A 26906-nucleotide genomic window follows, 5' to 3' on the forward strand; every position below is an offset into this window, starting at 1 on the left:
CACCGGCCGCCCGCCCTGCACTAGCGCTGGCAGTGCGCCAGCACCGCGCGGCAATCGGCCAGGTGCCAGCAGGCCATGCCCGGCCACGGGTTGTCCGGGGCATTGACCAGCAGCGTCCGGGTGCCGGCCGCACGGCCGCATTCCAGGTCGAAGCGGTAGTCGCCCACCATCACCACCTGCGCCGGGTCCACCTGCCAGCGCTGCACGAAGTACTGCAGCCCGGCCGGGGAGGGTTTCGGCTCGGCCTCGTCGCGGCCGATGATGTCCTGCTCGGCAAACACGTCGCCCAGCCCGATCGCCTGCAGGGTGATCTGCGCCAGGCTGCGCACGTTGCGGGTCAGGATGCCCAGCCGGCAGCCCGCCCCCTGCAGCGCGCGCACCAGCGCCACCGCGCCCGGCGCGGGCTGGGCCTCGGCGGCCAGCGCACGCTCATGCGCCAGCAGCCAGGCGTGCTTGGCCGTGGCCTCCGCCGCGGGCAACCCGGCCAGGTGGGTGAGGATGTCGTCCTGCACCGGGATCGCCAGTTCGCGCTTGATCCGCTCGAAGTCGTGCACCGCCACGGTCAGGGTGCCGTCCATGTCGAACACCCAGTGGCGGATCGCCGACAGCGGCAACGCCGCGGCCGGGTCGCCCGCCGCCGTCATTCCCACCACTTCGGCATGCGGTTGGGGTCCACCCCGCCGGTCTCGAACACCGCGGTACGGGTGCCGCCGGCCTTGACCGGGAATTCGATGCTGATCACCTTGGCCTTGCGCGCCAGCTTCCACAGCGCCTTCTGGTCGGTGATGAACATCGCGATCGCCTCGTCGGTCTTGGGCCGCCAGGCGGCCATCGCGATCGGCTTGCCACCGTCCACGCTGACCTGCACCTTGCACTGCGGGCAGCGGAAGTCACCGGCCTGCAGCACCAGGTAGGCATGCCGCTTCCATTCGGGGTGGTCGCGGAACACCAGCTGCACCGGCTTGGCACCGCTGCCGTCCACATCAACGCGCTGCTTGCTGTAGATCTGCGCCGAGACCTGCATGCCCTTGCTGCCCACGGGAATCTGGTTGTACTGCCACAGGCCCTGCATGCGGCGCAGGTCGCGCGCGGCATCGCCCTTGGCCTGCACCTCGGCGAAGCCCGGCTCGATCCGCGCGGCAACGTCGGTGTCCTTGTACTGGTCCAGCAAGGCACCGCCATGGATGCGCGCACGCTCCCAGTCCTGCGCGGCCACCGCCATCTCGTACTGCTTGGCCACGCCTTCGGCCTTTTCTTCCTGCTGCGCCTTGGCGGCAGCGGCGGCGGCTTCCTGCGCCTTGCGCTCTTCCTCGGGGTTGCTGCAGGCAACCAGCGCGAAGGCACAGGCAGCGGCCAGGATCAGTCGTTTCATTGCGTACTCCGTGATTGGCAAGGCGCCCAATGGCGTCACCGGTCTACTGTAACGGGGGAGCAGGCAGGGTCGCATCCCCATCCACCGCTCTCGGCGGGCCTGCGTGCGGTCGTGGCATGACCTGGGGCGGGGCCGCGGCCCTCTCCGCTGATGTTCATGCCGATATCGAACGGGGGCAATGCAATGGCGGTCGATTGGGATGCGACCCTACCGGGGTAGCGCGGTGTCGATCTGACGGATCCCTGTGACGGGGACGCTCGGCGTCGAGCTGACGGGGCCCTGTGACGGCTGGTAGGGTCGCATCCTTATCGACCGCCCTCGGCGGGTCCGCGTGCGGTGGTGGCATGACCTGGGACGCAGCCAAGGCTCTTTTCGTTTGATGTCCATGTCGGTATCGAACGTGGGCAATGCAATGGCGGTCGATTGGGATGCGACCCTACCTCGGTAGCGCGGCGTTGATCTGACGGATCCCTGTGACGGGGACGCTCGGCGTCGAGCTGACGGGGCCCTGTGTCGGTAGGGTCGCATCCCCATCGACCGCCCTCGGCTGGTCTGCGTGCGGTGGTGGCGTGAATTGGGACGGGGCCAAGGCCTTCTCCGTTTGATGTCCATGCCGATATCGAACGGGGGCGATGCAATGGCGGTCGATCGGGATGCGACCCTACCGGGGTAGCGCGGTGTCGATCTGACGGGGTGCCGCTGCGCATGGCGTCGGGCACAAAAACGGCGGGTTTCCCCGCCGTTTTCAAGCAGTGCGTCGCGCGGTGCTGGCTGGGCTGAGTTGCCGGCCAGCGGCCGGCACTACTTGCTTGCCTTGTCCAGCATGTCCTGCACCGACGCGGTGGTGATCGGGTGGTAGCCCGGCTTGGCCTTCTCGAAGGCCGCCTTGGCGAATGCCAGGCCTTCGGGGGTCTTCACCAGTTCTGCGTAGATCGGCAGGATCAGCTTGCGACGGCCCACGCGCTCGATGAAGGCTGCGGCCGGTTCGTTGGCTTCGGCGTAACCACTGCGGATGGCCAGCGGGTACCAGCGCATCGCGATTTCGCCATTGGCGGTTCCTGTGAAGTGGTACGCCTTGTCCAGCGCCGCCAGCTTGTCCAACGGCAGGGTCTTGCCCAGGCCATCGATGAAGTGCACCCACTCCTGGGTGCCCCACTCGCCGGTGATCTGCACGTTCGGCAGGGTGTTGCTGCCCTGCCAGGCGATGCGCGCGGTATCGACGATGGAGAAGTTGCGCGAGCGGGCCTTGGTCGCGAACGACGGAATGCCCGGCTCGTCCAGCCATGCCTTCAGCTCGGCGTCGGTCACGGCACCCGGCTTCTTGGACAGCAGATTCTTCTTCAGGTACGCAACGAACTGGTCGGTGTTCGCGCTCTGGAAGGCGTGGTCATCGAACCAGCCGCGCAGGAACGGGTCGAAGGTCTCGCGACCAAAACGCTGCTCCAGGAACTGCAGGAACCATGCGCCCTTGACGTAGGCGACCTGGCTCAGCGCGTCGTCCGGATCACGCTCGGTCAACGGCGGCAGCGCCAGCGCCTGGTCGGCCGGGCTCATGTCCTTCACTTCGGCCAGCAGATCGTTCTGGTCGATCTCGCGCTCCATCTCGGCCATTTCCTGGCCATACAGCGCTTCGGTGATGCGGCCCTGCACGTAGGTGGTGAACCCTTCGTTGAGCCAGATGTCCTTCCAGCTGGCGTTGGTCACCAGGTTGCCCGACCAGCTATGCGCCAGTTCGTGGGCCACCAGCGACACCAGCGACTTGTCGCCCACGATCACGGTGGGCGTGGCGAAGGTCAGGCGCGGGTTTTCCATGCCACCGAACGGGAACGACGGCGGCAGCACCAGCATGTCGTAGCGGCCCCAGCGGTACTGGCCGTACAGCTTCTCGGCGGCGCCGATCATCTTCTCGGTGTCTTCGAATTCCTTGGCGGCCTTGCCGACCATGGTCGGTTCAGCCCACACGCCGGAGCGGCCGGAGATCGGCTCGAACACCAGGTCGCCGGCGGCGATGGCCAGCAGGTAGGACGGGATCGGCTGCGGCATCTTGAAGGTGTAATCACCGTCACGCGCGGCCTTGGGATCGTTGTCGGCGCTCATCAGCACCATCACGTCCGCCCGCGAGGTGACATGCGCGCTGTAGGTGAAGCGCACGCTCGGCGTGTCCTGCAGCGGCACCCACGAACGGGCGTGGATGGCCTGGGACTGGCTGAACATGAAGGGCAGCTTCTTGCCCTCGGTCATCGACGGCTCCAGCCACTGCAGGCCCGAGGCGGTCGGGGCGGTGTGGTAGGTGATCTGCACCTTGGCCGGCTGCGCAGGCGCCTCGATGCTCAGCTTGCTGCCGAACACCTTGTCGGCCGGGGCCAGCACGAACTGCAGCGGCGATGCCTTGCCGTCGGCGTCGATCGCCTCGACCTTCGACACGGTCAGCTCGCGGGTGTCGAGCACCAGCTGCTTGGCCGCCTTGTCCTTCCACTCCAGGGTGTAGGTGGCGGTGCCACCGATCTGCTTGGCGTCGAAGTCCAGCTTCAGGTCCAGCGCCAGGTCCTTGACCACCACCTTGTCCGGCTCGGCGTAGGAGCTTTCATCGTGGCTGCGGCTGTCGGCTTTCATGGCAGTGCTCGCCGGTGCGGTGGCGGTGGGCGCGGCAGCCGGGGCGGCCGCTTCTTTGGAACAGCCGGCGGCCAGCGCCACGGCAAGGGGAATGAGCAGGAACGGAGATCGCATGGACATCGGGACCGATCAGGGTGAAACGACCAGTTTACCCCCTGTCCGCCCCGCCCCGCAGCGCCGGCGCCCCAGGCTGCGCATTCAGTCGGGTTCGCACAGCAACCGCGCGCCGCCGGCGTATTTGGCGCGGTACATCGCCGCGTCCGCGCGGCGGTATACCTCGCGCAGGTCTTCGCCCGGTCGATACGCCGCGCCACCGGCACTGGCCTTGAGCGGCGTCTGTTCACCGTTGTCCGCGGCCAGCACGGCCAACCAGTGGCGCAACCGCACGCAGGCCACCGCGTGGCTGGCGTGCACGGCCAACACGAACTCATCCCCGCCCCAGCGCCCGATCCAGTCGCCGGGCTGCAGCCACTGCCGCGCCGATTCCACCAGGCGTACCAGCACCTGGTCGCCGGCCAGGTGGCCGTGCGCGTCATTGATCGGCTTGAGGTTGTCCAGGTCCACCACGAACAGGCTCAACGGCTGCCGCCGCGATTGCGCCAGCTGCGCCGAGTCGGCCAGGGCCTGCTCGCAGCCACGCCGGTTCAGCGCCTGGGTGAGCGGATCAAGCAGCACGCTGCGACGCAGGTCGCGCAGGCCGGCGTCGACGCCGTGCAGGTTGCGGTTGATGCTGCGCAACAGCCGGCCGATCTCGTCATGGCCCAGGTCGGGCAGATGCGGCAGGCGCTGTTCGTCGTAGTAGGCCTCCAGCGCGTCGGCGGCCTGCCGCAGCGGCGCCATCAGCCGGTACAGCGCCATCATCGCCATCGCGGTGCCCACCAGGGTGGCGCCCAGCACCACGCCGACCACGGCCCACATCGTGTCGCGCTGGTAGTGGCCGCTGACGGCCATCCACAGCAGCAGCCCCAGCAGCGGTACGTGCACGCCGATGAACACCACGGTCATCAGCTTGGCGCTGAACGACCGGGGAAACACGCGGGCCAGGCCGCGGTACAGACGCATGGCAGGCCCTCTCTGACAGCCTGCCCGCAGTGTGGACCAGCTCCCTCAGCGGGAACTGGACCGGTGTCTCAAACCTTGTAGCCGGAGTGGATCGAGACGATGCCGCCGGTCAGGTTCTTGTAATGGCAGCGCGCGAAGCCCGCCTCGCCCATCATGGTCTTGAGCTGTTCCTGCGGCGGGTGCTTGCGGATGCTCTCGGCCAGGTACTGGTAGCTGTCGCCGTCACGCGCGAACAGCTGGCCCAGCTTGGGCAGGATCTTGAACGAGTGGAAGTCGTAGATCGGCTTGAACCAGTCCGCGGTGACTTCGGAGAACTCCAGCACGCGCGCCTGGCCGCCCACCTTGAGCACGCGGTACATCTCGCGCAGGCCGGCGTCCTTGTCGGTCACGTTGCGCAGGCCGAAGGCGATGGTCACCAGGTCGAAGCTGGCGTCCGGGAACGGCAGCGCCTCGGCGTTGCACTGCACGTACTCCAGGCCCTTGACCAAGCCGCGGTTCATCAACCGGTCGCGGCCCACCGACAGCATGCCGGCGTTGATGTCGCCCAGCACCACTTCACCCTCGTCACCCACCCGCTCCTTGATCAGCGCGGCGATGTCGCCGGTGCCGCCGGCCAGGTCGAGCACGCGGTCGCCCGGCTTCACCTGCGCGGTGGCCACGTAGTAGCGCTTCCAGGCCCGGTGGATGCCCAGGCTCATCAGGTCGTTCATCAGGTCGTAGCTGCGCGCGACCGAGGTGAACACTTCGCCCACCAGCTTCTGCTTGTCCTTGGCTGCGACATCGCGGAAGCCGAAATGGGTGGTGCCAGTCTTGTAGGGGGATTCGCTCATGGACGGATTATCGCACCGCTCGGCGCGCTGCGGCACCCGCCCCCTGCGACCGGGCGCCGCAGGGGGCCCGCGCCGGCCGGTGCCGAAGCCGCTGGCGGCCACTATCATGGCGGTCCAGATGCTTACGGACCGCCCATGATCACCACCCCCGACTACGCCGCCCTGCTTGAAACCGCCATCGCCGAAGCCCGCCAGGGCCTGGCCGAAGGCGGCATCCCGATCGGCGCTGCCCTGTACCACAACGACGGCCGCCTGCTGGGCTGCGGCCACAACCGCCGGGTGCAGGAAGGCGACCCGTCGGTGCACGGGGAAACCGATGCGTTCCGCAAGGCCGGCCGCCAGCGCCGCTACCAGGACACCATCATGGTCACCACGCTGGCCCCGTGCTGGTACTGCAGCGGGCTGGTGCGCCAGTTCAACATCGGCACCGTGGTGGTAGGCGAGTCGGTCACCTTCCAGGGCGGCATCGACTGGCTGCGCGAAAACGGGGTCAAAGTCATCGACATGCAGAGCCAGGCCTGCATCGACCTGCTGGGCGGCTTCATTTCGGCCCACCCGGAGGTCTGGAACGAAGACATCGGCGAGTGATCGCGATGCTTCGCGCAGTGGAGTGAGCCGTTCCGCTGCGCCTGTGAGGTGCTGTGACACCCGATCGCAGCATCTCCGGTTCTGAACGCTTCAGTTCCCGTCAGCCGGGTGAACGCGCTGTGCCAGCAGCGTATGGCCGTCCTCGCGCACCGCAGTGTCCACACCTGCGGCACCGCGCGACGACGCTGCACTAACAAACCCTGCACAGCGACCGCCTATGGTGGATGCACAGGGGGCAGCAGCGTCGAGGAGACGTCATGAATGCCCGAATACGCCGCACCGCCGCCATGGACCCCGCGCTGGTTACTGCCTGGGAACAGCTGCAGGTGCATTACGCCACCTACCAGAACTCCGCTCCGTTCTGGACCGCCTACCAGGCCATCCAGGACGCTTTGACCCACGCCCATCCGGAGCGGCGCATCGATGTCTGCAACCAGCTGGCCACGTTGGCCGAACAGCTGGGCGTGGTCGACCATGCACAGTTGCTGGGCGAACGCTGCGCTGAACATGTCAGCCAGGACCGCCACGCGGAGTCGACACCACAATGACGTCGCATGCACTGCGCTTTACGCACTCTTGTAAAACTCCCTCCTTGCATATCGATGCCACCATGTCTTCCGCCCAGCTTTCCATCCCTGCCGTGATCGACGTAGACGCAGAGGTTGCGTACTGGCGCCAGCGCCACGCCGACGGCAACCTTGGCACGGGCTCGGGGTCGTTCGGCCACTACGTGCCGTGGATCAAGTTCGCCTGCGATTCGCTGATCACCCAGCCGCGCGCGAGCGACGAGCAGCGCGATGAAACGTTCCAGACCCAGTACGCGCTGCAGATCATGCCGCGCCTCACCGAAGAGCAGGCCCGCGCGTTCGTCGAATCCTGCTGGGAACATGTGTACCTGGCCAGCCGCCACGACGCTGGCCACGCGCCCGCGCCTGGGTGCCGCACGCGCCTGAGCACACGCTGCACGGCGCGTACACGGCGCGCCGCCAATGATGGGGTCCCGTTGCTACCCTGCCGTGCCGCATGAGCCTTCGAAGTGTGTTCAACCTGGTCGCCAAGAAGGCGGCCTATGCAGCAGGAACGCCCTGGACGTTCCTTGCCGCCGTGTCCATCGTGGCGCTGTGGGCACTCAGCGGCCCCGTCTTCAAATTCAACGATACGTGGCAGCTGGTGATCAACACCGGCACCACGATCATCACCTTCCTGATGGTGTTCCTGATCCAGCACAGCCAGAACGCGGATGCGGCTGCGGTGCAGATCAAGCTCGATGAGCTGATCCGGGCCACCGCCGAGGCCAACAACGAACTGCTGGACCTGGAAGAGCTCGACGAAGAGCGACTGGAAGAGATCCGCCGCGAGTACGAGCGCATGGCGCGCGAAGCCGGTGATGCGCTGGAACGTGCGCGTGCCTGCCATGGCGATGGGCGCAAGGACGACCAACGTCATGACCGGGCGGATGAACCGCGGTCATGAGCGCATTGATGACCACGACGATGACCGGTAGAGCCGAATGGTAGAGCCGACTGTTAGTCGGCTGCTGTCCGCTCGTCGGCAAGGCCAGCCGACCAACGGTCGGCTCTACCGCGTTGCGCACGCCGCTCAGCCGCGCTCGTGCCAGCCGCCGCCCAGCACCTTGTACAGCGCGACCTGGTTGGACTGCTGCGCCAGCTGCGTGCTGACCAGCGACTTGCGCGCGGTATAGGCGGTGCGCCGCGCATCCAGCAGGGTCACGAAGCTATCCAGCCCCGCGTCGTAGCGCGCCTGCGACAACGTCTGCGCCTGCGTGGCCGCCGCCATCAGGGCCTGCTGCGAGGCCAGCTGCGCATCCAGGCTGTCGTTGAGCGCCAATGCATCGGCCGCCTCGCGGAAGCCCGACTGGATGGCCTTCTCATACTGCGCCAGCGCGATATCGCGGTTGGCGGTGGCCACGCCCAGGTTGGCGCGCAGCTTGCCGCCCTGGAAGATCGGCAGGTTCAGCGTCGGCACGAAGCTCCAGGCACGGGTGCCGCTGTCGAACAGGTTGGACAGCTCCGACGACGCCGAGCCGATGCTGCCGGTGAGGCTGATCGACGGGAAGAACGCCGCACGGGCCGCACCGATGTTGGCATTGGCCGACAGCAGCGTGTGCTCGGCGGCCATCACGTCGGGACGGCGCAGCAGCACCTCGCCGGGAACGCCGGCCGGCAGCGGGCGCACCGCCGCGATCTCGGTCACTTCGGTTGCCGGCAACAGGGTGTCATCGACCGGCCCACCGGCCAGCAGCACCAGCGCGTTGCGGTCCTGCGCCACCTGCCCGGCAAAGCGGGCCACGTCGGTGCGTGCGGTTTCCACCAGCGTACGGGTCTGGCTGAGTTCCAGCGACGACGCGCCGCCCAGCTGATGACGCGCCTCGGCCAGCCGCAGCGAGTCTTCGTAGCTGGCCAGGGTGGCCTGGGCGATGCGCAGCTGTTCGTTGTCCGCGCCCAGGGTCAGCCAGGCATTGGCCACTTCGGCCACAAGGCTGAGCTGCGCGCTGCGCCGGTTGGCCGCCTCGCTGAAGTACTGCTGCAACGCCGCCTGGCTCAGGTTGCGCACGCGGCCGAACAGGTCCAGCTCGAACTCGACCACACCGAGGTTCGCGCTGAACTGCTCGGTGACCGGGGCATCACCGCCGGTGCGGGTCATCTGCCCCTGCACGCCGACCGCAGGCACGCGGTCGGCGCGCTGGATGCGGTACTGCGCCCGCGCCTTTTCGACGTTGAGCACGGCCACGCGCAGGTCGCGGTTGTTGTCCAGCGACTGGGCGATCACCGCCTGCAGGCGCGGGTCGACGAAGAAATCGCGCCAGCCGATGTCGGCCACCTCGACGGTGGCCGAGGACGTGCCGCTGGTGGTGGCCGGCCACTGCGCCGGGATCGCCGGCGCGACTTCGGTGCTGGACGGCACCAGCGTGGCGCAGCCGGACAGCGCCGCGGCCACGGCGAGGGCCAGCAGGGAGGATGCCTTACTCATGATTGCCACCTTCCGGCGTATCGCCGTTGTGTTGCGTGCCGGCCTGCGGGGATGCCTCGGCCGCGCGCAGCTTGCGGTTGAACAGGCGTTGCACCACCACGAAGAACAGCGGGATGAAGAACACGCCCAGCACGGTGCCCACCACCATGCCGCCGAGCACGCCGGTACCGATCGCGCGCTGCGCGCCCGAACCGGCACCGGAGGCGATCGCCAGCGGCAGCACGCCCAGGCCGAAGGCCAGCGAGGTCATGATGATCGGGCGCAGACGGTCGCGCACGGCATGCATGGTGGCCTCGATCAGGCCAGCGCCCTTCTCCAGGTTTTCCTTGGCGAACTCCACGATCAGGATCGCGTTCTTGCTGGTCAGACCCACCGTGGTGAGCATGGCCACCTGGAAGTAGATGTCGCGTTCCATGCCACGCATGGTGTTGGCCAGCACCGCGCCGAGGATGCCCAGCGGGGCCACCAGCAGCACCGAGGTCGGCACGCTCCAGCTTTCATACAACGCGGCCAGGCACAGGAACACGATCAGCAGCGACAGCGTGTACAGCAGCGGCGTCTGCGAACCGGCCTGGCGTTCCTGGTAGGACAACGCAGTCCATTCGATCTCGAAGCCCGGCGGCAGGTCCTTGGCGATGCGCTCGATTTCCACCATGGCATCGCCGGAGGCCACGCCCGGGGCAGGCTCGCCCTGGATTTCCATCGCCGACACACCGTTGTAGCGCTCCAGGCGCGGCGAACCGTAGTCCCAGCGCTTGGAGGCGAAGGCACTGAACGGCACCATCTCGCCCTGGCTGTTCTTCACCGACCACACGTTGAAGTCGTCCGGGTTCATGCGGAAATCCGCATCGGACTGCACATACACGCGCTTGACCCGGCCACGGTCGATGAAGTCATCGATGTAGCTGCTGCCCCACGCGGTGGCGAGGGTGTTGTTGATCGAGGCCACCGACAGGCCCAGCGCATTGGCCTTCTCCACGTCCACGTCGATGCGCAGCTGCGGGGTGTCTTCCTGGCCGTTGGGACGCACGTTGGCCAGCAGCTTGCTGCCGCCTGCGCCGCCCAACAGCTGGTTGCGTGCGTTGAGCAGTGCTTCGTGGCCCTGCCCGCTGGTGTCCTTCAGGAAGAAGGTGTAGCCCGAGCCGATGCCCAGCTCCGGCATGGCCGGCGGCGGGAAGGCGAAGATGAAGGCGTCCTTGATCTGGCCCAGTGCGCCCATCGCGCGGCCGGTGATCGGCCCCACGCCCTGGTCGGCGTCGCGCTCCTTCCAGTCCTTGAGCTTGATGAAGGACATGCCCGCGTTCTGGCCCATGCCGGCGAAGCTGAAGCCCTGCACCGAGAACACCGATTCGACCGCCTCGGTTTCGTTCTTCAGGAAGTGTTCTTCCAGCTGGTACATCGCTTCCAGCGTGCGTTCCTGGGTAGCGCCGACCGGGGTCTGCACCAGGGCCATCAGGATGCCCTGGTCTTCGTTGGGCAGGAACGAGCTGGGCAGGCGCATGAACAGCAGGCCCATCACCAGTGCCAGCACGGCGAAGATCGACATGAAGCGCCACGGCCGGGCCAGGATGCCCTTGACGCCGCGCTGGTAGGTTTCGCTGGAGCGGTCGAAGCCGCGGTTGAAGCCGCCGAAGAACCGGCCCGACCAGCCCTTGTGCGCCACATGGTGCTCGCCCTTCTTCAGCGGCTTGAGCATGGTGGCGCACAGCGCCGGGGTGAGCACGATGGCGACCAGCACCGACAACGCCATGGCCGACACGATGGTGGCCGAGAACTGCCGGTAGATGACGCCGGTGGCACCGCTCATGAAGGCCATCGGCACGAACACCGCCGACAGCACCAGACCGATACCCACCAGCGCGCCGGTGATCTGGCCCATCGACTTGCGGGTGGCCTCCAGCGGTGACAGGCCTTCTTCGGACATGATGCGTTCGACGTTCTCCACCACCACGATGGCGTCATCGACCAACAGGCCGATCGCCAGCACCATGGCGAACATGGTCAGCATGTTGATCGAGAAGCCGAGCGCGGCCAGGATGCCGAACGTGCCCAGCAACACCACTGGTACCGCGATGGTCGGGATCAGGGTGGCGCGGAAGTTCTGCAGGAACAGGTACATCACCACGAACACGAGCACGATCGCTTCGATCAGGGTCTTGATGACGCCCTTGATCGAGACCTGCACGAACGGGGTGGTGTCATACGGCACCACCGATTCCAGCCCGGCCGGGAAGTTGGACTTCATGTCCTCCAGCGCGGCGCGCACGCCGTTGGCGGTGTCCAGCGCGTTGGCGCCGGTGGCCAGGGTGATGGCGATACCGGTGGACGGCTTGCCGTTGTAGCGGGTGACGAAGTCGTAGCTTTCCGCGCCCAGTTCCACGCGGGCAACGTCGCCCAGACGCAGCTCGCTGCCGTCGGTGCCGCCGCGGACCAGGATGTTGCGGAACTGTTCCGGGGTCTGCAGGCGGTCCTGCGCGTTGATGGTGGCGTTGAGCTGCTGGCCCTTCACCGACGGCGCGCCGCCGAGCTGGCCGATGGCGACCTGCGCGTTCTGCGCGGTGATCGCCGCAGTCACTTCATCCACCGACAGCTTGTAGGTGTGCAGCTTGTTGGGGTCCAGCCAGATGCGCATGGCGTACTTGCCACCGAACACCTGGATGTTGCCCACGCCCGGCACGCGGCTGAGCGGGTCCACGACATTGGAGCCGACGTAGTCGGAGATGTCGTTGGCGTCCATGCTGCCGTCGTTGGACACAAAGCCGATCACCTGCAGGAAGCCGCTGCTCGACTTGGCCACGTTGATGCCCTGCCGCTGTACTTCCTGCGGAAGCAGCGGCATGGCCAGCTGCAGCTTGTTCTGCACCTGCACCTGCGCGATGTCCGGGTTGGTCCCGCTCTCGAAGGTAAGGGTGATGGTGGCCTGGCCGTTGGCCGAGCTGTTGGAGGAGAAGTAGATCAGGCCATCGATGCCCTTCATGTTCTGCTCGATGATCTGGGTCACCGAGTCTTCCACCACCTTGGCCGACGCACCCGGGTAGGTGGCGCTGATTTCAACGGCGGGCGGTGCCACTTCGGGGTACATCGACACCGGCAGCTTCACCACGGCCAGCGCACCGGCGAGCATGATGATGATCGCAATCACCCACGCGAAGATGGGGCGATCAATAAAATAACGAGCCATTGGATTCTCCGCTTACTGCTTGTCGGCCGGCGCCGCCGGCGTGGCCGGCTTGGCCGGCGCGGCGCCCATCTCGGTGGCCTGCACGGGCATGCCCGGCTGGATCTTCTGCAGGCCTTCGACGATGACCTTGTCGCCCGGCTTCAGGCCGTCTTCGACCAGCCACTTGCTGCCGACCGCGCGGCTGACCTTGACCGGGCGCACTTCGACCTTGTTGTCCTTGCCGACCACCATGGCGGTGGTGTCGCCCTTGGGATCGCGGGCGATGCCCTGCATGGGCACGAGGATGCCGTTTTCGCGCACGCCGCTGCCGACCTGGGCGCGCACGTACATGCCGGGCATCAGCACCTGGTCGGGGTTGTCGACCTTGACCCGCAGCGCGTAGCTGCCGGTGGTGGGGTCGACGCTGACTTCGGAGAACTCCAGGGTGCCCTTGTGGGCGAACTCGGTGCCGTCGTCGAGCAGGATGGTGACCGGCAGGGTCTGGTTGTCCTGCAGGCGGCCGCTGGCCAGTTCACGGCGCATCTGCAGCAGTTCGCTGGCCGATTGGGTCAGGTCGACATAGATCGGGTCGAGCTGCTGCACGGTGGCAAGCGCGTCGGCCTGGCCGGCGCTGACCAGCGCGCCCTGGGTGACCGAGGACTTGCCGATGCGGCCGCTGATCGGGGCGGTGATGCGGGCGTAGCCCAGGGTGACGTTGGCGGCATCGAGGGCGGCCTTGGCGGCGCCCACGTCGGCCTCGGCCTGCTTCTGTGCGGCCACGGCGTTTTCCAGGTCCTGCTTGCTGACCGCGTCGACCTTGGCCAGTTCGGTGATGCGCTTGGCGCTCAGGCGCGCGGCGTTGGCGGTGGCGTCGGCGCGGGCAAGCTGGGCGCGGGCGCTGTTGGCCTGGGCGCGGTAGCTGGCGTCATCCACCTGGTACAGGGGCTGGCCGGCGGTGACCAGGCCGCCTTCGGTGAACAGGCGCTTGGCGACGATGCCGCTGACCTGGGGGCGCACTTCGGCGACCAGGAAGGCGTTGGTGCGGCCGGGCAGTTCGCGGGTGAGGCTGACCTGTTCGCCTTTGAGGGTGGCAACGGTGACCTGGCCCGGGCCGCCCTGCGGCCCCTCCTGCTCACCGCCGCCACAGGCGGACACGGTCAAGGCGATCGCGAGGGACAGCGCGAGAAGACGGTACGGGGTTCGGGACATGGTGGGGGCTCACAGGAAACGAAAAAGGGTCGCCTGCAGCACTACCCCGCCTTTAAAAGCGACGAATGACAGCCAACAGGGCGGCAAATACGGCAAATCTGACGGTTTCGGCTTTGGCGCGGCTACGCGCGGTCCTCACCGGGAATCAGTGGGACGGAAATATACATACATGCATGTTTGTTTGTAAAGCGGTACAATTCAGGTCGGTTTCATCCAGCAACTGCAAAGCGCAATGGCCAGAAAGACCAAAGAAGAGGCGCAGGCCACCCGCGCGGGGATCCTCGACGCGGCCCAGGCCTGTTTCCATGAATTCGGGGTGGCAGGGACGAGCCTGGCAATGATCGGTGCGCGCGCCGGCTATACGCGGGGGGCGGTGTACTGGCACTTCAAGAACAAGACGGAGGTGCTGACGGCGATGATCGACCGTGAGCGCGTTCCGTTCATCGAGCGGTTGCGGCGGACGACGTCGTCCAAGCGCACGACGCCGGTGCTGGATCTGCGGTCAGCCTTGCTGGTGTCCTTCCAGGAGCTGGCCGATGACGAGCGGTTGCGCAACATGATGGAGATCATGCTGCGCAACGATCTGTCGGTGGAGAGCCAGGCGATGCAGGAGCTGCAGCTGGAGGCATCGCGCGAGGAGCTGGGTATTTTCGCGGCGGCCTTCCAGCGCGCGCGCGAGTTGGGACAGTTGCGCGAGGGGGTGGACGTGGACACGGTGGCCCGTATCGTGAGCACGAGTCTGACCGGGGTGCTGTACAGCGCGATGCTGGAGCCGGAGCTGTTCGAGATCAAACGCGACGGCGCGCAGACGCTGGACGCGATTCTGAGTGCGTTCGTGAAGCCGGGTGTGTTCACCCCGGGCGCGGCGCCGACGGCGCTGCCTACTGAGGATGAGGTTTGAGGTTTAGGGCGTAAGGCGTAAGGCCAAAGCCAAAGCCAAATCCAAATCCGAAGCCGAAGCCGAAGCCGAAGCCGAAGCCAGGCAGATTCCGCTTGTCCATGGCTGGGCGGGGCGGTGTGGGTTCGCGGGACACGCCGTGAATCCATCCCTGGAGGCTCGTGAGCGCCATCCATGGCGCCCAACGGTCCCGCGAACCCACACCGCCCCACCCTCGACAATGGGCTGGTGGCCATGGAAAAGCCGCTCTTCATTTGAATCGACTTGCTTCCACTACGTTGTGTGTGCAGAAGATCCCGGACTGGGTTGAAGAGAAGTTGCTTTAGGCAAACGTAGGCAAAAGGTAGCTAAAGCTGTCGCCTTTTCTGTGCGCGACAGGAATGTGTCGAGGGTGGGGGCGTGGGAGTTTGCGGGACCGTTGGGCGCCATGGGTCCGGCGCATGCGCCGGACGGGTTGGGCAGGACGCCCAACCCCGGTCTTGCCGTTTGTGCAGGACTGCACAAACGAGCAAGGCGCTCACGAGCCTACACGGACGTACTTGCGGCGTGTCCCGCGAACTCCCACGCCCCTGCCCAACCAGCGCATGCGTCACACATAACGCTTTTGATCCACCGCAATCGAAATAAAAAAAGCGGCGACGCTTTCGCGCCGCCGCTTCCCTACCACCCGACTGTTGTGATGCGTTACAGGATGTAGCGGCTCAGGTCCGGGTCCTGCACCAGCTCGCCCAGGTGCGCATCCACGTAAGCCTTGTCGATGCTGATGGTCTCGCCATCGCGGTCCGGGGCTTCGTAGCTGAGCGTGTCCAGCAGGCGCTCCAGCACCGTGTGCAGGCGGCGGGCGCCGATGTTTTCCTGGCGCTCGTTGACCTGGAACGCGATCTCCGCCAGACGGTCCACCGCGTCCTCGGTGAACTTCATCGACACGCCCTCGGTCTGCAGCAGCGCTTCGTACTGCTTGGTCAGCGCCGCCTTCGGCTCGGTCAGGATACGCACGAAATCGTTCTTGCTCAGCGCGCCCAGCTCCACCCGGATCGGGAAACGACCCTGCAACTCCGGAATCAGATCGCTCGGCTTGGCCAGGTGGAACGCACCGGAAGCAATGAACAGAATGTGGTCGGTCTTGATCGTGCCGTACTTGGTGGACACGTTCGACCCTTCCACCAGCGGCAGCAGATCGCGCTGCACGCCCTCGCGCGACACATCGCCGCCCGATGAGCCTGCCTCACCGCGCTTGGCCACCTTGTCGATCTCATCGATGAACACGATGCCGTGCTGCTCGCAGGCCTCGATCGCCGCGCTGCGGATATCGTCTTCGTTGACCAGCTTGCCCGCCTCTTCCTCGATCAGCAGCGGACGCGCGGCCTTGATGCTCAGCGTGCGCTTCTGCGCCTTCGCCCCGCCCATGCTCGAGAACATCTGGCGCAGCTGCTGGCCCATTTCCTCCATGCCCGGCGGGGTCATGATGTCCATGCTGACGTTGGCCGACACTTCCAGCTCGATCTCGCGCTCGTCCAGCTCACCGTTGCGCAGCATGCGGCGGAACTTGATGCGGGTTTCGTTGTCCTGCGCCGACGGCTCGTTGCGCGCGGCCTCGGCATCGAAACCGATACCCGCGCTGCGACGCGGCAGCAGCGCGTCCAGGATGCGGTCTTCGGCGCGCTCTTCGGCCTGGGTGCGCACGCGCACCTTGGCCTGCTCGCGGTACAGCTTGACCGCGGTATCGGCCAGGTCGCGGATGATCTGCTCCACGTCCTTGCCCACATAGCCCACTTCGGTGAAACGGGTGGCTTCCACCTTCACGAACGGCGCGTTGGCCAGCGTGGCCAGGCGACGCGCGATCTCGGTCTTGCCGACGCCGGTCGGCCCGATCATCAGGATGTTCTTGGGCATCACTTCATTGCGCAGCTCGGCCGGCAGCTGCATGCGGCGCCAGCGGTTGCGCAATGCGATGGCCACCGCGCGCTTGGCGTCGTGCTGGCCCACGATGTGCCGGTCCAGTTCCTGCACGATCTCGCGCGGGGTCATGGTGGCGGAAGAAACTTCAATCTTGTGCGGCATGGGTGTGCTCACGAATGAATGTGGTGGGTCGGGGGTGCCGGCCAGCGGCCGGCACTACGCTTACAATTCCTCGACCACCACGTTGCGATTGGTGTAGATGCAGATGTCGCCGGCGATGTTGATCGACTCGGTGGCGATGGTGCGGGCGTCCAGTTCGGTGTGTGCCATCAGCGCGCGTGCGGCCGACAACGCGTACGAACCGCCGGAACCGATCGCGATGATGCCGTCTTCCGGCTCGATCACATCGCCGGTGCCGCTGATGATCAGCGAGGTGTCCTTGTCGGCCACGGCCAGCAGCGCTTCGAGCTTGCCCAGGCGGCGCTCGGTGCGCCAGTCCTTGGCCAGCTCCACTGCAGCGCGCTGCAGCTGGCCGTGCTTCTCAAGCTTGGCCTCGAACAGTTCGAACAGGGTGAAGGCGTCGGCGGCGGCACCGGCGAAACCGGCCAGGACCTGGCCCTCGCGACCCAGCCGGCGCACCTTGCGGGCGTTGCCCTTCATCACCGTGTGGCCAAGGGTGACCTGGCCATCGCCGGCAACCGCGACATGACCGTTGCGGCGCACCGAAATGATGGTGGTGGCGTGAAATACGTTGGGGTTCTGACTGGGGTCCATGGAGCCTCCGGGGTGACAGAGACTGAGGTGGGGTCGTTGCCGGGGGCTTCAACCCACCCTGCCCTGCGGCCCGGTGACGCAGTGGATCGATTCAGCTTTCGTTGCCGCTCTTGCGCCGCTTCGCGCGCGGGTGCGCGGCGTCGTAGACCTTGGCCAGGTACTGGAAATCCAGGTGGGTGTAGATCTGCGTGGTGGCGATATCGGCATGCCCGAGCAGTTCCTGCACGCCGCGCAGGTCGCCGGAGGATTCCAGGATGTGGCTGGCGAAACTGTGCCGCAGCATGTGCGGGTGTACATGCTTGAACAGGCCCTGGCGCTGGGCCAGCTGGCGGATGCGGATCTGGATCGCCCGCTGGCTGATCGGCCCGCCCTTGCGCCCCGGGAACACCGGTTGGGCGTCGCTGCCGCCGCTTTCGCCGCGCCAGCCTTCCAGCGCGGTGCGCGCGTGCGAGCCGAACGGCACGCGCCGCTCGCGGTTGCCCTTGCCCAGCACGTTGACCAGCCCGGTGGCGAAATCCAGGTCACGCCAGATCAGCGCGCACAGCTCGCTCAGGCGCAGCCCGGAGGAATAGAACAGTTCCAGCAGCGCGCGGTCACGCAGGCCCAGCGGCCCATCGGTGGGCAGCTCCACCAGCTGCACGGCCTCGTCGGCATCGAGCACCTGCGGCAGCTTGCGCGGCGCCTTCGGGGCCTTGAGCCCTGCGGCGGGACTGGCTTCGATGCGGCGATGCTTGAGCAGCCACGCATAGAAACTGCGGCACGCCGACAGGCGGCGCTGCAGCGACGTGGGCGAGAGCCCGCGGCGGTGTTCGGCGGCGATGAACTGGCGCAACTGCTCGCCATCGAGCACGTCGATGCGCGCGTCGTGGTCGTTGGCCCAGGCGGTCAAGGCGTCCAGGTCGCGGCGGTAGGCATCCAGGGTATGCACCGACATGCGCCGCTCCACCTCCAGGTGCGCGAGGAATTCCGCAGCGGCCCCCATGCCAGCGCCCACGTCGGCCTCAGTCGTGCGTGAAGCGGGCCAGGCCGACCGCCAGCGCTTCGCCCATCATGCGCAGGAACAGCGTGCCCATGCCGGGGTAGAAACGGTTGGGATCGTGGCTGCCCACGGCGATCAGGCCGACACCCGGCAGCGGCAGCAATGCGCTGGACTGCACCGTGTCGGCAAGCGCGCCGTACAGCACGGTGTTCTTTTCGGCCTGCAGGCGGCCGCAGATCGGCTCGCCATCGGCCAGGCAATCGCGGAACGACCCCAGCAGCGGGCTGTCGGCCGGGATCACCTGCAGCCACGGCGCCTGCTCCAGCCCGGCAACCGGCTGCAGCATCACCAGGCGCACCTTGTCGCCGGCGAAGTCTTCTTCCAGCGAGGCGGCCATGGCGCGCAGGGTATCGGCGGCCGTGGTCTGCTTCATCAGCGCCAGGGTCAGCTGATGGGTGCGGACGGCCAGGCGTTCGTTGACCTGCGCGTTGGCGGCCAGGTCGGCGAGCCGTCGCGACAGCTCGCGGTTCTTGTCGCGCAGCACGTCCAGCTGGTAGCTGGCCAGCGACGCGGTCGGGCCGTCATCGCGCGGCACCACCATGGTCAGTGCCAGGTCCGGGAACTGCTTGAGGAACGCCGGATGCCGCCGCAACCAGGCGGCGACTTCGTGCGCACCGATCTTTTCGACCGTCTCGTTCATGCGTGCCACTCCCCTTCAAAGACGAAGGCTGCCGGGCCGGACATCACCACCTGGGCGTCGTCGGCCGGCCAGCGCAGGCGCAGCTCGCCGCCGGGCAGCGACAGTGTGGCGTCGCGCTCCAGCCGGCCACGCTGCATCATCACCACCGCCGCCGCGCAGGCGCCGCTGCCGCAGGCCAGGGTTTCCCCCACACCGCGTTCGTACACGCGCAGGCGCGCATGGCGGGGGTCGATCACCTGCACGAAGCCGACATTCACCGACTGCGGGAAGGTGGCGTGCTGTTGCAGCAGGTTGCCCAGGCGTTCAACCGGGGCGGCATCGATCAGGCCCACTTCGATCACCGCATGCGGGTTGCCCATCGACACCGCGCCGAAGCGCACCGTGTCGCCCTGCAACGGCAGCAGGTATTCATCGCGCGCACGGGCAAAGCCCAGCAGCGGCACCTGCGCCGGCTCGAAGCGCGGCACGCCCATCGCCACCGCGTACTGGTCGTTGCCCAGGCGCTCGATGGTGTGGGTGGCCAGCGGGCTGTCGATGGCGAAGCTGTCCTCCTCACCGGCCGCGCCATCGCGCACCAGCCAGGCGGCCACGCACCGGGCGCCATTGCCGCACTGCTCGGACTGCGAGCCGTCGGCGTTCCAGATGCGGTAAGACGCCACCGACCCTTCCGCGCGCGGTGGTTCGATGGTGAGGATCTGGTCGCAGCCCACGCCGGTATGGCGGTCGGCCAGGCGGGCCGCCAGGGCCGGGGTGGGTGCAGGCGTACCGTCACGCAGGTCCAGGACGACGAAATCATTGCCGGCGCCGTGCATCTTGCTGAAGCGCAGCGCCGTGGAGGCGGCCTTAGTCATTACCATTTTCGGACTTCAGCGGCGCGTCGACCGGATCGGGCACCACCGGCGGGTTGTCGGTGTCATCCACGGCCGCCGGGGTGGTCTCATCGACGGCCGGCTCGGCGACTTCTTCGACCGGCACCGGCTTCTGCGGCAGCACCAGCGGGCCTTTGTTGCCGCAGGCGGCAAGGAGAAGCAGCGAGGCCGCTGCCAACGGAATCAGGATTCGGTTGCGATGGGGGATGCTCATGGCCTGAGTATAGCCGTGCGGCGCGTCAGCGCATGTGGGCTGACGCCCCACGCTTTGCTGCGCAAAACGCGGGCCCCGCGTTACCACTACCCACCCCCGGCCACTTCGCGGCCGCCCCCTGACTCAAGGGGCTCGTTACCCCATCATTCAGGGAGTTTCGTCCGGTGGGAGTGGGCGGCTCCACAGCCAGATCGCCACCGCCGCCATGCTGCCGATGGAGAACCACTTCACCCACGCGATCGGCACGCACCAGAGCATGATGCCGGCGCAGACCGCCATGGTCAGGGTCGCCATCCACTTGGCGTAGCGGCTGACCGCACCGTGGGCCTGCCAGTTGCGGATGGAAGGGCCAAAGCGCGGATGCTGCAGCAGCCAGGTGTGCAGACGGTCGGAGCCGCGCGAGGCGGCCCAGGCCGAGATCAGGATGAACACGGTGGTGGGCAGGCCCGGCACGAAGATGCCGACGATGCCGGTGGCCAGGCTGGCATAGGCCAGCAGCCACCAGGCCCAGCGGAACCGCACCGGCGGCCGCGTGGCTGGGGCATCGGCTACGTCGGGGCGCTCGGGCACGGTCATGCGCCCAGCATAGCGAGGCCGGACGGCGACCGCGATGGTCGCCGTCCGGAAAGCGGGTTGCCGGCCAGAGGCCGGCCTTACGGGGCGGCGGTCACGCCCAGCTGGTCGAGCACGAACGCATACGATTCGGCCAGCTCGTGGTAGCGCTGGAAACGCCCGGACTTGCCGCCGTGCCCGGCCTCCATGTTGGTGCGGAACACGATCGGATGGGTGCCGGTGTTGTCATCGCGCAGCTTGGCCACCCACTTGGCCGGCTCCCAGTACTGCACCTGCGAATCCCACAGCCCGGTGCCGACGAACAGCGCCGGGTAGGCCTGCTTCTTGACGTTGTCGTAGGGCGAGTAGCCGAGCATGTAGTCGTAGTACTCGCGCTGCTCCGGGTTGCCCCACTCGTCGTACTCGTTGGTGGTCAGCGGGATGCTGGCGTCGAGCATGGTGGTGACCACGTCCACGAACGGCACCTGCGCCACCATCACCCGGTAGTCCTGCGGGGCCTGGTTGGCCACCGCGCCCATCAGCAGGCCGCCGGCGCTGCCGCCGGACGCGGCCACGCGGTCCTTGGACGCATAGCCCAGGCGCACCAGTTCGCGGGTGACGTCGACGAAGTCGTTGAAGGTGTTCTGCTTCTTCAGCAGCTTGCCGTCCTCGTACCACGCACGGCCCATTTCCTCGCCGCCGCGGATATGCGCGATCGCATAGACCACGCCGCGGTCAAGCAGGCTCACCACGGTCTGGTTGAAACCGGGGTCCATCGACATGCCGTAGCTGCCGTAGGCGTACTGGTACAGCGCCGCGGTGCCGTCCTTCTTGAAACCGTTGCGGTACACCAGCGACACCGGCACCTTGGCCCCGTCACGCGCGGTCACCCAGACCCGCTCGGTGGTGTACTTGCCCGGGTCGTAGCCGATCACCGGCTGCTGCTTGAGCTGGCGGCGCTCACCGGTAACGGTGTTGAGCTCGTAGGTGGTGGTCGGGGTGGTCAGCGAGTTGTAGGCGTAGCGCAGCCACGGGCTGTCCGGCTCGGGGTTGGCGGCCAGGCCCATCGAGTAGGCCGGCTCGTCGGCCTTGACGTAGTCCTGGCGACCATCGGGATACAGCAGGCGAATCCGCTCGAGGCCATTGGAACGCTCGGCGATGGCACTGAAGCCGTCGAACAGCTCGAACCCTTCCACCAGTACCGCATCGTCATGGGCCACCCAGTCGGTCCACTGCGTGCGCGCGGTGGCATCGGTGGGGGCGGTGACGATCTTGAAGTTCTTCGCGCCGGCATCGTTGGTGCGGATCACCCAGCGGCCATTGAAGTGGTCGGCGTCGTACTCCACATCGCGCGCACGCGGCGCCAGCAGGGTGAATGCCTGCGGGTTGGCGGCCGGGGCATAACGGGTTTCCGAGCTGACCGTGCTGTGCAGTTCGATGGTGAGGAATTTGTCGTCGCGGGTGCGGCCGACGCCCATGTAGAAGCTGTCGTCCTTCTCTTCGTACACCAGCACGTCGCTGCTGGCCGGGGTGCCCAGCACGTGCTTTTTGACGCGCACGGTGAGCAGGGTTTCCGGATCATTCTCGACGTAGAACAGGGTGCGGTTGTCGTCGGCCCAGACCACGTTGGGCGACACGTTCTCGATACGGTCCGGCAGCACCTGGCCGGTGCGCAGGTCCTTGAAGCGGATCACGTACTGGCGGCGGCCGACATCGTCTTCGGCCCAGGCCAGCAGGTGGTTGTCCTGGCTGACGTCGGCATCGCCGACATCGAAGTAGTTCTTGCCCTCGGCCATCACGTTGATGTCCAGCAGGATCTCTTCGGGCGCCTCCATGCTGCCCTTGCGCCGTGCCTGGATCGGGTAATCCTTGCCGGTCTCGAAGCGGGTGTAATACCAGTAGCCGCGATCACGCGCGGGCACGCTGGCATCGTCCTGCTTGATGCGCGCCACGATTTCCTTGTACAGGGTGTCCTCGAGCGGCTTGAGCGGTGCCACCACCTGGTCGGTGTAGGCGTTTTCCGCATTCAGGTAGGCCAGCATCTTGGGATCTTCGCGCTTGTCGTCGCGCAGCCAGTAGTAGTCGTCGTTGCGGGTCGCGCCGAACGGCGCCTTGACCGTGTGCGGCTGCTTCTCGGCGTCGGGCGGGGTGAGCGCGGGGGCGGCATGCACGTTGGAGGTCATCAGGCTGGCAACCAGTAAACAAAGGGCGGGTTTCACGAGATAAGGCTCCTTACGGGGGAATGCAATGGCGTCCATGGTCGGCCCCAGTCTGGGCGGGCGTTGGGGCAGCGGCAAGCCTGCCGATGGTCACTGCACCTATCATCGGCAGGATGAGCACCCCTACCCCCACGGCCGGCTACAGCCGCCGCAGCCAGGAAATCGAACCCTTCCACGTGATGTCGCTGCTGGCCCGCGCGCAGGCGCTGGAGCAGGCCGGGCACGACGTGATCCACTTGGAGATCGGCGAGCCGGATTTCACCACCGCCGCACCGATCGTGCAGGCCGGCCAGGCCGCCCTGGCCGCCGGCCACACCCGCTACACCGCCGCGCGCGGGCTGCCCGCGCTGCGCGAGGCCATCGCCGGGTTCTACCAGCAGCGGTACCAGCTGCAGATCGACCCCGAGCGCATCCTGGTCACGCCGGGCGGCTCAGGCGCGCTGCTGCTGGCCAGCAGCCTGCTGGTGGACCCGGACAAGCACTGGCTGCTGGCCGACCCCGGCTATCCGTGCAACCGCCACTTCCTGCGCCTGGTCGAGGGCGCCGCGCAACTGGTGCCGGTGGGCCCGGAGACGGCCTACCAGCTCACCCCCGCGCTGATCGAGCAGCACTGGAACGCGGCCAGCGTGGGCGCGCTGGTGGCCTCGCCGGCCAACCCGACCGGCACGGTGCTGTCGGCGCCGCAGCTGGCCGGGTTGTCGCAGTCGTTGAAGGCGCGCGGCGGCCACCTGGTGGTGGACGAGATCTACCACGGCCTGACCTACGGCATGGACGCGGCCAGCGTGCTGCAGGTGGACGACGAGGCCTTCGTGCTCAACAGCTTCTCCAAGTACTACGGCATGACCGGTTGGCGGCTGGGCTGGCTGGTCGCCCCACCACAGGCGGTACCGGACCTGGAGAAGCTGGCGCAGAACCTGTACATCAGCGCCTCCAGCATTGCCCAGCATGCAGCACTGGCCTGCTTCACCCCGGAAAGCATGGCCATCTTCGAACACCGCCGCGCGGCCTTCCGCGAGCGCCGCGACTACCTGCTGCCGGCGCTGCGCGCGCTGGGCTTCCGCATCGAGGTGGAGCCCGAAGGCGCCTTCTACCTGTACTGCGACGTCAGCGCGTTCACCGATGACGCGCAGGCGTTCTGCGCGCACTTCCTGGAAACCCAGCACGTGGCCTTTACGCCGGGGCTGGATTTCGGACACTACCGCGCCAACGCCCACGTGCGACTGGCCTATACACAGGAAGTACCGCGTCTGGAAGAAGCCGTGGCACGGATCCGGCGTGGGTTGGAGACGTGGGTGCGGTGAGTCGGTAGACGCTGCAAAAGAAGACGCATGCGTCGGGCCCATGCGGCGCAACGGCCCCACAAACCTCCACACCCCACCCCATAAAGTTGGCCGGTGGCCACGGCGATAAAACAAAGACGGCAGCGCGAGGCGCCGCTCGCTTCACGCCTCTCCGCTTCCCGCTTCCCGCTTGCCTGTTGCGCACCCGCACACTGTCAGGGGTGGGTACGGGTGGGTTGGCGGGACCGTTGGGCGCCATGGATGGCGCTCACGAGCTTACACGGACGTACTTGCAGCGTGTCCCGCCAACTCACCCGTACCCACCCAGCCAGCAACCGCACGCACTCGCCGCTGTTGCTGTTGCTGTTGCTGTTGCCGTCGCAGTTGCCTTTCGCTTCGAAACCCCGCCGAAGGCGAACAACCAAAAAAACGCCGCGCATCTCTGCGCGGCGTCGAAATGGGGTGGAGCCAACCTGACGCCCCACCACCCGGAGGCGGACCGAAGCGGCCTTCGGTGAATTCCTGCGGCTACCGGGCCGATGGGCCATCCCAGCAGTCGAGCAACGCCCGACTCTACCGCAACTGCTCCCACAGGAAGCTATAGGCCAATGCCGACATGTGCGCGGCCTGCGCATTGTTGGCCGCGCCGCCGTGACCGCCCTCGATATTCTCGTAGTAGGTCACGTCCTTGCCGGCCTCGATCATCTTCGCGGCCATCTTGCGAGCATGGCCCGGATGCACCCGATCGTCACGGGTGGATGTCGTGAACAGCACCGGCGGGTAGGTCTTCTTCGCATCGAACAGGTGGTACGGCGAGAAGGTCTTGATGAACTCCCAATCGGCCGTGTCCGGATTGCCGTACTCGGCCATCCAGGATGCGCCGGCCAACAGGTGGCTGTAACGCTTCATGTCCAGCAGCGGCACCTGCACCACCACCGCCCCGAACAGCTCCGGGTACTGGGTGAGCATGTTGCCGGTGAGCAGGCCACCGTTGCTGCCGCCCTGCACGCCCAGGTGCTTGGCCGAGGTGATCTTGCGGCTCACCAGGTCGCGGGCGACCGCGGCCATGTCTTCATAGGCCTTGTGGCGGTTCTGCTTCAGCGCCGCCTGGTGCCAGCGCGGACCGTACTCGCCACCGCCGCGGATGTTGGCCACCACGTACACGCCGCCCTTCTCCAGCCACGCCCGGCCCATGCCGCCCGAGTACGACGGGGTCAGCGAGATCTCGAAGCCACCGTAGCCATACAGCAGCGTCGGGTTGGAACCATCTAGCTTCATGTCCTTGGCATGCACCACGAAGTACGGCACGCGGGTGCCGTCCTTGCTGGTCGCAAAGTGCTGTTCGATCACCTTGCCCTCGGCATTGAAGAACGCCGGCATGGTCTTGAGCACTTCCGGCTGCTTGCCGATCTCGGCAATGGCCAGCGTGGTCGGGGTCAGGTAGTCGGTGACGGTCATCCACACCGCGTCGCTGTCATCGGCATCCACCGCACCCACGGCCACGGTGCCGAACGACGGCGCGCCGGTGAAGTCGCTCTTCTTCCAGCCGCTGTCGGTCGGGGTGAGCACGCTCAGGCGGCTCTTGACGTCATCCAGCACGTTGAGCACCAGATGGTTCTTCGTCCAGCTGCTGCCGGCCAGTGAGGTGGTGTCGGTGGGCGCGAACAGCACTTCAAAGTCGCGCTTGCCGGCCAGGTAGTCGTCCAGCTTGGTGACCAGCAACGAACCGGCGGTGTAGGTCTTGCCGCCCACGGTCCACGCATCGCGCAGCTCCAGGGTCAGCCACTGCTTGCGCAGGCCTTTCTCGGCCGAGTTCGGCGCGTCGATCTTGGTCAGCGTGCCATCGTCGCCGCGCAGGTAGATCTCGTTGTTGTAGAAGGCCAGCGTGCGGCTGACCAGGTTGCGCTCGTAACCGGGGGTGTCGTCGTGCATGGCCGCGATGTACATGTCATCGGGCTTGCCTTCGTACACCACGCTGGCGCTGGCCATCGGCGTGCCGCGCTTCCACAGCTTGGCCACGCGCGGGTAGCCGGAGGTGGTCATGGTGCCGGCGCCGAAATCGGTGTAGACGAACACCGTGTCGCGGTCGATCCAGTTCAGCCCGCCCTTGGATTCGGGGCGGAAGAAGCCGTCCTTGATCCAGGTCTTGTTGGCCAGGTCGAACTCGCGGGTGACATCGGCATCGGCGCCGCCGCGCGACAGCGCGATCAGGCAACGCGAATAGTCCGGGCGCAGGCAGTCGGCGCCGTGCCAGACCCAGTTCTCACCCTCGGCCTTGTTCAGGGCATCGAGGTCGAGCACGGTTTCCCAGGTCGGCGAGGCCTTGCGGTACTCGGCCAGCGTGGTGCGGCGCCACAGGCCGCGCTCGTGCTGCTTGTCCTTCCAGAAGTTGTAGTAGTAGTCACCGATCTTCTGCACGCCGGGAATCTTGGCGTCCGAATCGAGCACCTCGCGGATGCTGGCTTCCATCTGCTTGAACGCCGGAGTCTGGGCCAGGCGGCCCTCCGACTTGGCGTTCTGCTGTTTGACCCAGTCCAGCGACTTGTCGCCGGTCACGTCTTCCAGCCACGCGTACGGGTCGGCGGGGGTCTCAGCAGCCATGGCAGTACCTACCGCACCGGCGGTCATCAGGCCTGCCATCAGGCAGGCGGAAGCGATTTTGGACATTGCAGCTCCAAGCGGACATAAGCCCCGGAC

Annotated in this window: 23 protein-coding genes; 6 read left to right on the forward strand and 17 right to left on the reverse strand. The window is 66.9% G+C overall.

Annotation, left to right across the window (positions count from 1 at the left end):
• Positions 1–20: 20 nt before the first annotated feature.
• The 5 genes from ACZ0AE_RS17095 to ubiE all read right to left on the reverse strand — a co-directional run bounded on the left by ACZ0AE_RS17095 (position 21) and on the right by ubiE (position 5877).
• Positions 21–644: an HAD family hydrolase gene (locus tag ACZ0AE_RS17095; RefSeq protein ID WP_314404279.1), complete on the reverse strand. Its 624-nt coding sequence runs from the start codon at positions 642–644 to the stop codon at positions 21–23.
• Positions 641–1372 carry a hypothetical protein gene (locus ACZ0AE_RS17100; RefSeq protein WP_038686184.1) on the reverse strand — a complete coding sequence of 244 codons (732 nt, stop codon included), beginning with the start codon at positions 1370–1372 and terminating at the stop codon, positions 641–643. The genes ACZ0AE_RS17095 and ACZ0AE_RS17100 overlap by 4 nt, the downstream gene beginning before the upstream one ends.
• 801 nt (positions 1373–2173) lie before the next feature.
• Positions 2174–4099, reverse strand: a complete 1926-nt coding sequence (locus ACZ0AE_RS17105) for a M1 family metallopeptidase (RefSeq protein ID WP_038691803.1) — start codon at positions 4097–4099, stop codon at positions 2174–2176.
• 84 nt (positions 4100–4183) lie between these two features.
• Positions 4184–5047, reverse strand: coding sequence for a GGDEF domain-containing protein (locus ACZ0AE_RS17110; protein ID WP_463601700.1), 864 nt, complete (start codon positions 5045–5047; stop codon positions 4184–4186).
• 68 nt (positions 5048–5115) lie between these two features.
• The gene (gene ubiE, locus ACZ0AE_RS17115) at positions 5116–5877 is read right to left on the reverse strand and encodes a bifunctional demethylmenaquinone methyltransferase/2-methoxy-6-polyprenyl-1,4-benzoquinol methylase UbiE (protein ID WP_038686180.1); all 762 of its coding nucleotides are present in this window, start codon (positions 5875–5877) and stop codon (positions 5116–5118) included.
• A gap of 135 nt (positions 5878–6012) precedes the next feature.
• On the opposite strand from ubiE, the gene ACZ0AE_RS17120 reads away from it, so the two are divergent.
• From ACZ0AE_RS17120 to ACZ0AE_RS17135, 4 genes are all read left to right on the forward strand, one after another.
• Positions 6013–6465, forward strand: coding sequence for a nucleoside deaminase (locus tag ACZ0AE_RS17120; protein WP_463601701.1), 453 nt, complete (start codon positions 6013–6015; stop codon positions 6463–6465).
• A gap of 257 nt (positions 6466–6722) precedes the next feature.
• Entirely contained in the window at positions 6723–7013 is a 291-nt protein-coding gene (locus ACZ0AE_RS17125; protein WP_038686177.1) for a hypothetical protein, read from the forward strand.
• Between the two features lie 62 nt (positions 7014–7075).
• Positions 7076–7492 (forward strand): hypothetical protein, encoded by a 417-nt coding sequence (locus ACZ0AE_RS17130; protein WP_463601702.1) that lies wholly within the window; start codon positions 7076–7078, stop codon positions 7490–7492.
• On the forward strand, positions 7489–7938 hold the full coding sequence (locus tag ACZ0AE_RS17135; RefSeq protein WP_463601703.1) for a low affinity iron permease family protein: 450 nt from the start codon (positions 7489–7491) through the stop codon (positions 7936–7938). The genes ACZ0AE_RS17130 and ACZ0AE_RS17135 overlap by 4 nt, the downstream gene beginning before the upstream one ends.
• 126 nt (positions 7939–8064) lie before the next feature.
• Here the strand turns inward: ACZ0AE_RS17135 and ACZ0AE_RS17140 are convergent, their stop codons facing one another.
• The 3 genes from ACZ0AE_RS17140 to smeD are packed head-to-tail and all read right to left on the reverse strand — an operon-like array spanning position 8065 to position 13825.
• A complete protein-coding gene (locus ACZ0AE_RS17140; protein WP_038686173.1) occupies positions 8065–9456 on the reverse strand; it encodes an efflux transporter outer membrane subunit in 1392 nt (463 codons plus the stop codon).
• Positions 9449–12637, reverse strand: coding sequence for a multidrug efflux RND transporter permease subunit SmeE (smeE, locus tag ACZ0AE_RS17145; RefSeq protein ID WP_428711981.1), 3189 nt, complete (start codon positions 12635–12637; stop codon positions 9449–9451). Before smeE ends, ACZ0AE_RS17140 begins: the two co-directional genes overlap by 8 nt.
• Before the next feature lie 12 nt (positions 12638–12649).
• On the reverse strand, positions 12650–13825 hold the full coding sequence (smeD, locus tag ACZ0AE_RS17150; protein ID WP_137190402.1) for a multidrug efflux RND transporter periplasmic adaptor subunit SmeD: 1176 nt from the start codon (positions 13823–13825) through the stop codon (positions 12650–12652).
• A 232-nt stretch (positions 13826–14057) separates the two neighbouring features.
• Between smeD and ACZ0AE_RS17155 the strand changes: the two genes are divergently transcribed.
• The gene (locus ACZ0AE_RS17155) at positions 14058–14726 is read left to right on the forward strand and encodes a TetR family transcriptional regulator (RefSeq protein ID WP_038686169.1); all 669 of its coding nucleotides are present in this window, start codon (positions 14058–14060) and stop codon (positions 14724–14726) included.
• 681 nt (positions 14727–15407) lie between these two features.
• Here ACZ0AE_RS17155 and hslU read toward each other — a convergent pair.
• The 8 genes from hslU to ACZ0AE_RS17195 all read right to left on the reverse strand — a co-directional run bounded on the left by hslU (position 15408) and on the right by ACZ0AE_RS17195 (position 22929).
• Positions 15408–16784 carry an ATP-dependent protease ATPase subunit HslU gene (gene hslU / locus ACZ0AE_RS17160; RefSeq protein ID WP_038686167.1) on the reverse strand — a complete coding sequence of 459 codons (1377 nt, stop codon included), beginning with the start codon at positions 16782–16784 and terminating at the stop codon, positions 15408–15410.
• A gap of 60 nt (positions 16785–16844) precedes the next feature.
• Positions 16845–17396, reverse strand: a complete 552-nt coding sequence (hslV, locus tag ACZ0AE_RS17165) for an ATP-dependent protease subunit HslV (protein WP_019183676.1) — start codon at positions 17394–17396, stop codon at positions 16845–16847.
• Positions 17397–17487: 91 nt separating this feature from the next.
• Positions 17488–18378: a tyrosine recombinase XerC gene (gene xerC, locus ACZ0AE_RS17170; RefSeq protein WP_463601704.1), complete on the reverse strand. Its 891-nt coding sequence runs from the start codon at positions 18376–18378 to the stop codon at positions 17488–17490.
• Positions 18379–18397: 19 nt separating this feature from the next.
• Positions 18398–19075 (reverse strand): DUF484 family protein, encoded by a 678-nt coding sequence (locus tag ACZ0AE_RS17175; protein ID WP_137190405.1) that lies wholly within the window; start codon positions 19073–19075, stop codon positions 18398–18400.
• Positions 19072–19926 carry a diaminopimelate epimerase gene (dapF, locus tag ACZ0AE_RS17180; RefSeq protein ID WP_463601705.1) on the reverse strand — a complete coding sequence of 285 codons (855 nt, stop codon included), beginning with the start codon at positions 19924–19926 and terminating at the stop codon, positions 19072–19074. The genes ACZ0AE_RS17175 and dapF overlap by 4 nt, the downstream gene beginning before the upstream one ends.
• The gene (gene lptM, locus ACZ0AE_RS17185) at positions 19919–20158 is read right to left on the reverse strand and encodes an LPS translocon maturation chaperone LptM (RefSeq protein ID WP_463601706.1); all 240 of its coding nucleotides are present in this window, start codon (positions 20156–20158) and stop codon (positions 19919–19921) included. The genes dapF and lptM overlap by 8 nt, the downstream gene beginning before the upstream one ends.
• Positions 20159–20305: 147 nt before the next feature.
• Positions 20306–20734 carry a YbaN family protein gene (locus ACZ0AE_RS17190; RefSeq protein WP_463601707.1) on the reverse strand — a complete coding sequence of 143 codons (429 nt, stop codon included), beginning with the start codon at positions 20732–20734 and terminating at the stop codon, positions 20306–20308.
• 77 nt (positions 20735–20811) lie between these two features.
• The gene (locus ACZ0AE_RS17195) at positions 20812–22929 is read right to left on the reverse strand and encodes a S9 family peptidase (RefSeq protein WP_137190406.1); all 2118 of its coding nucleotides are present in this window, start codon (positions 22927–22929) and stop codon (positions 20812–20814) included.
• Between the two features lie 113 nt (positions 22930–23042).
• Here ACZ0AE_RS17195 and ACZ0AE_RS17200 point away from each other — a divergent pair, with 113 nt between their 5' ends.
• The gene (locus tag ACZ0AE_RS17200) at positions 23043–24230 is read left to right on the forward strand and encodes a pyridoxal phosphate-dependent aminotransferase (protein WP_447595770.1); all 1188 of its coding nucleotides are present in this window, start codon (positions 23043–23045) and stop codon (positions 24228–24230) included.
• A 552-nt stretch (positions 24231–24782) separates the two neighbouring features.
• Here the strand turns inward: ACZ0AE_RS17200 and ACZ0AE_RS17205 are convergent.
• On the reverse strand, positions 24783–26876 hold the full coding sequence (locus tag ACZ0AE_RS17205; protein WP_463601708.1) for a prolyl oligopeptidase family serine peptidase: 2094 nt from the start codon (positions 26874–26876) through the stop codon (positions 24783–24785).
• Positions 26877–26906: the final 30 nt, after the last annotated feature.

Source organism: Stenotrophomonas sp. AC248, assembly GCF_979258185.1.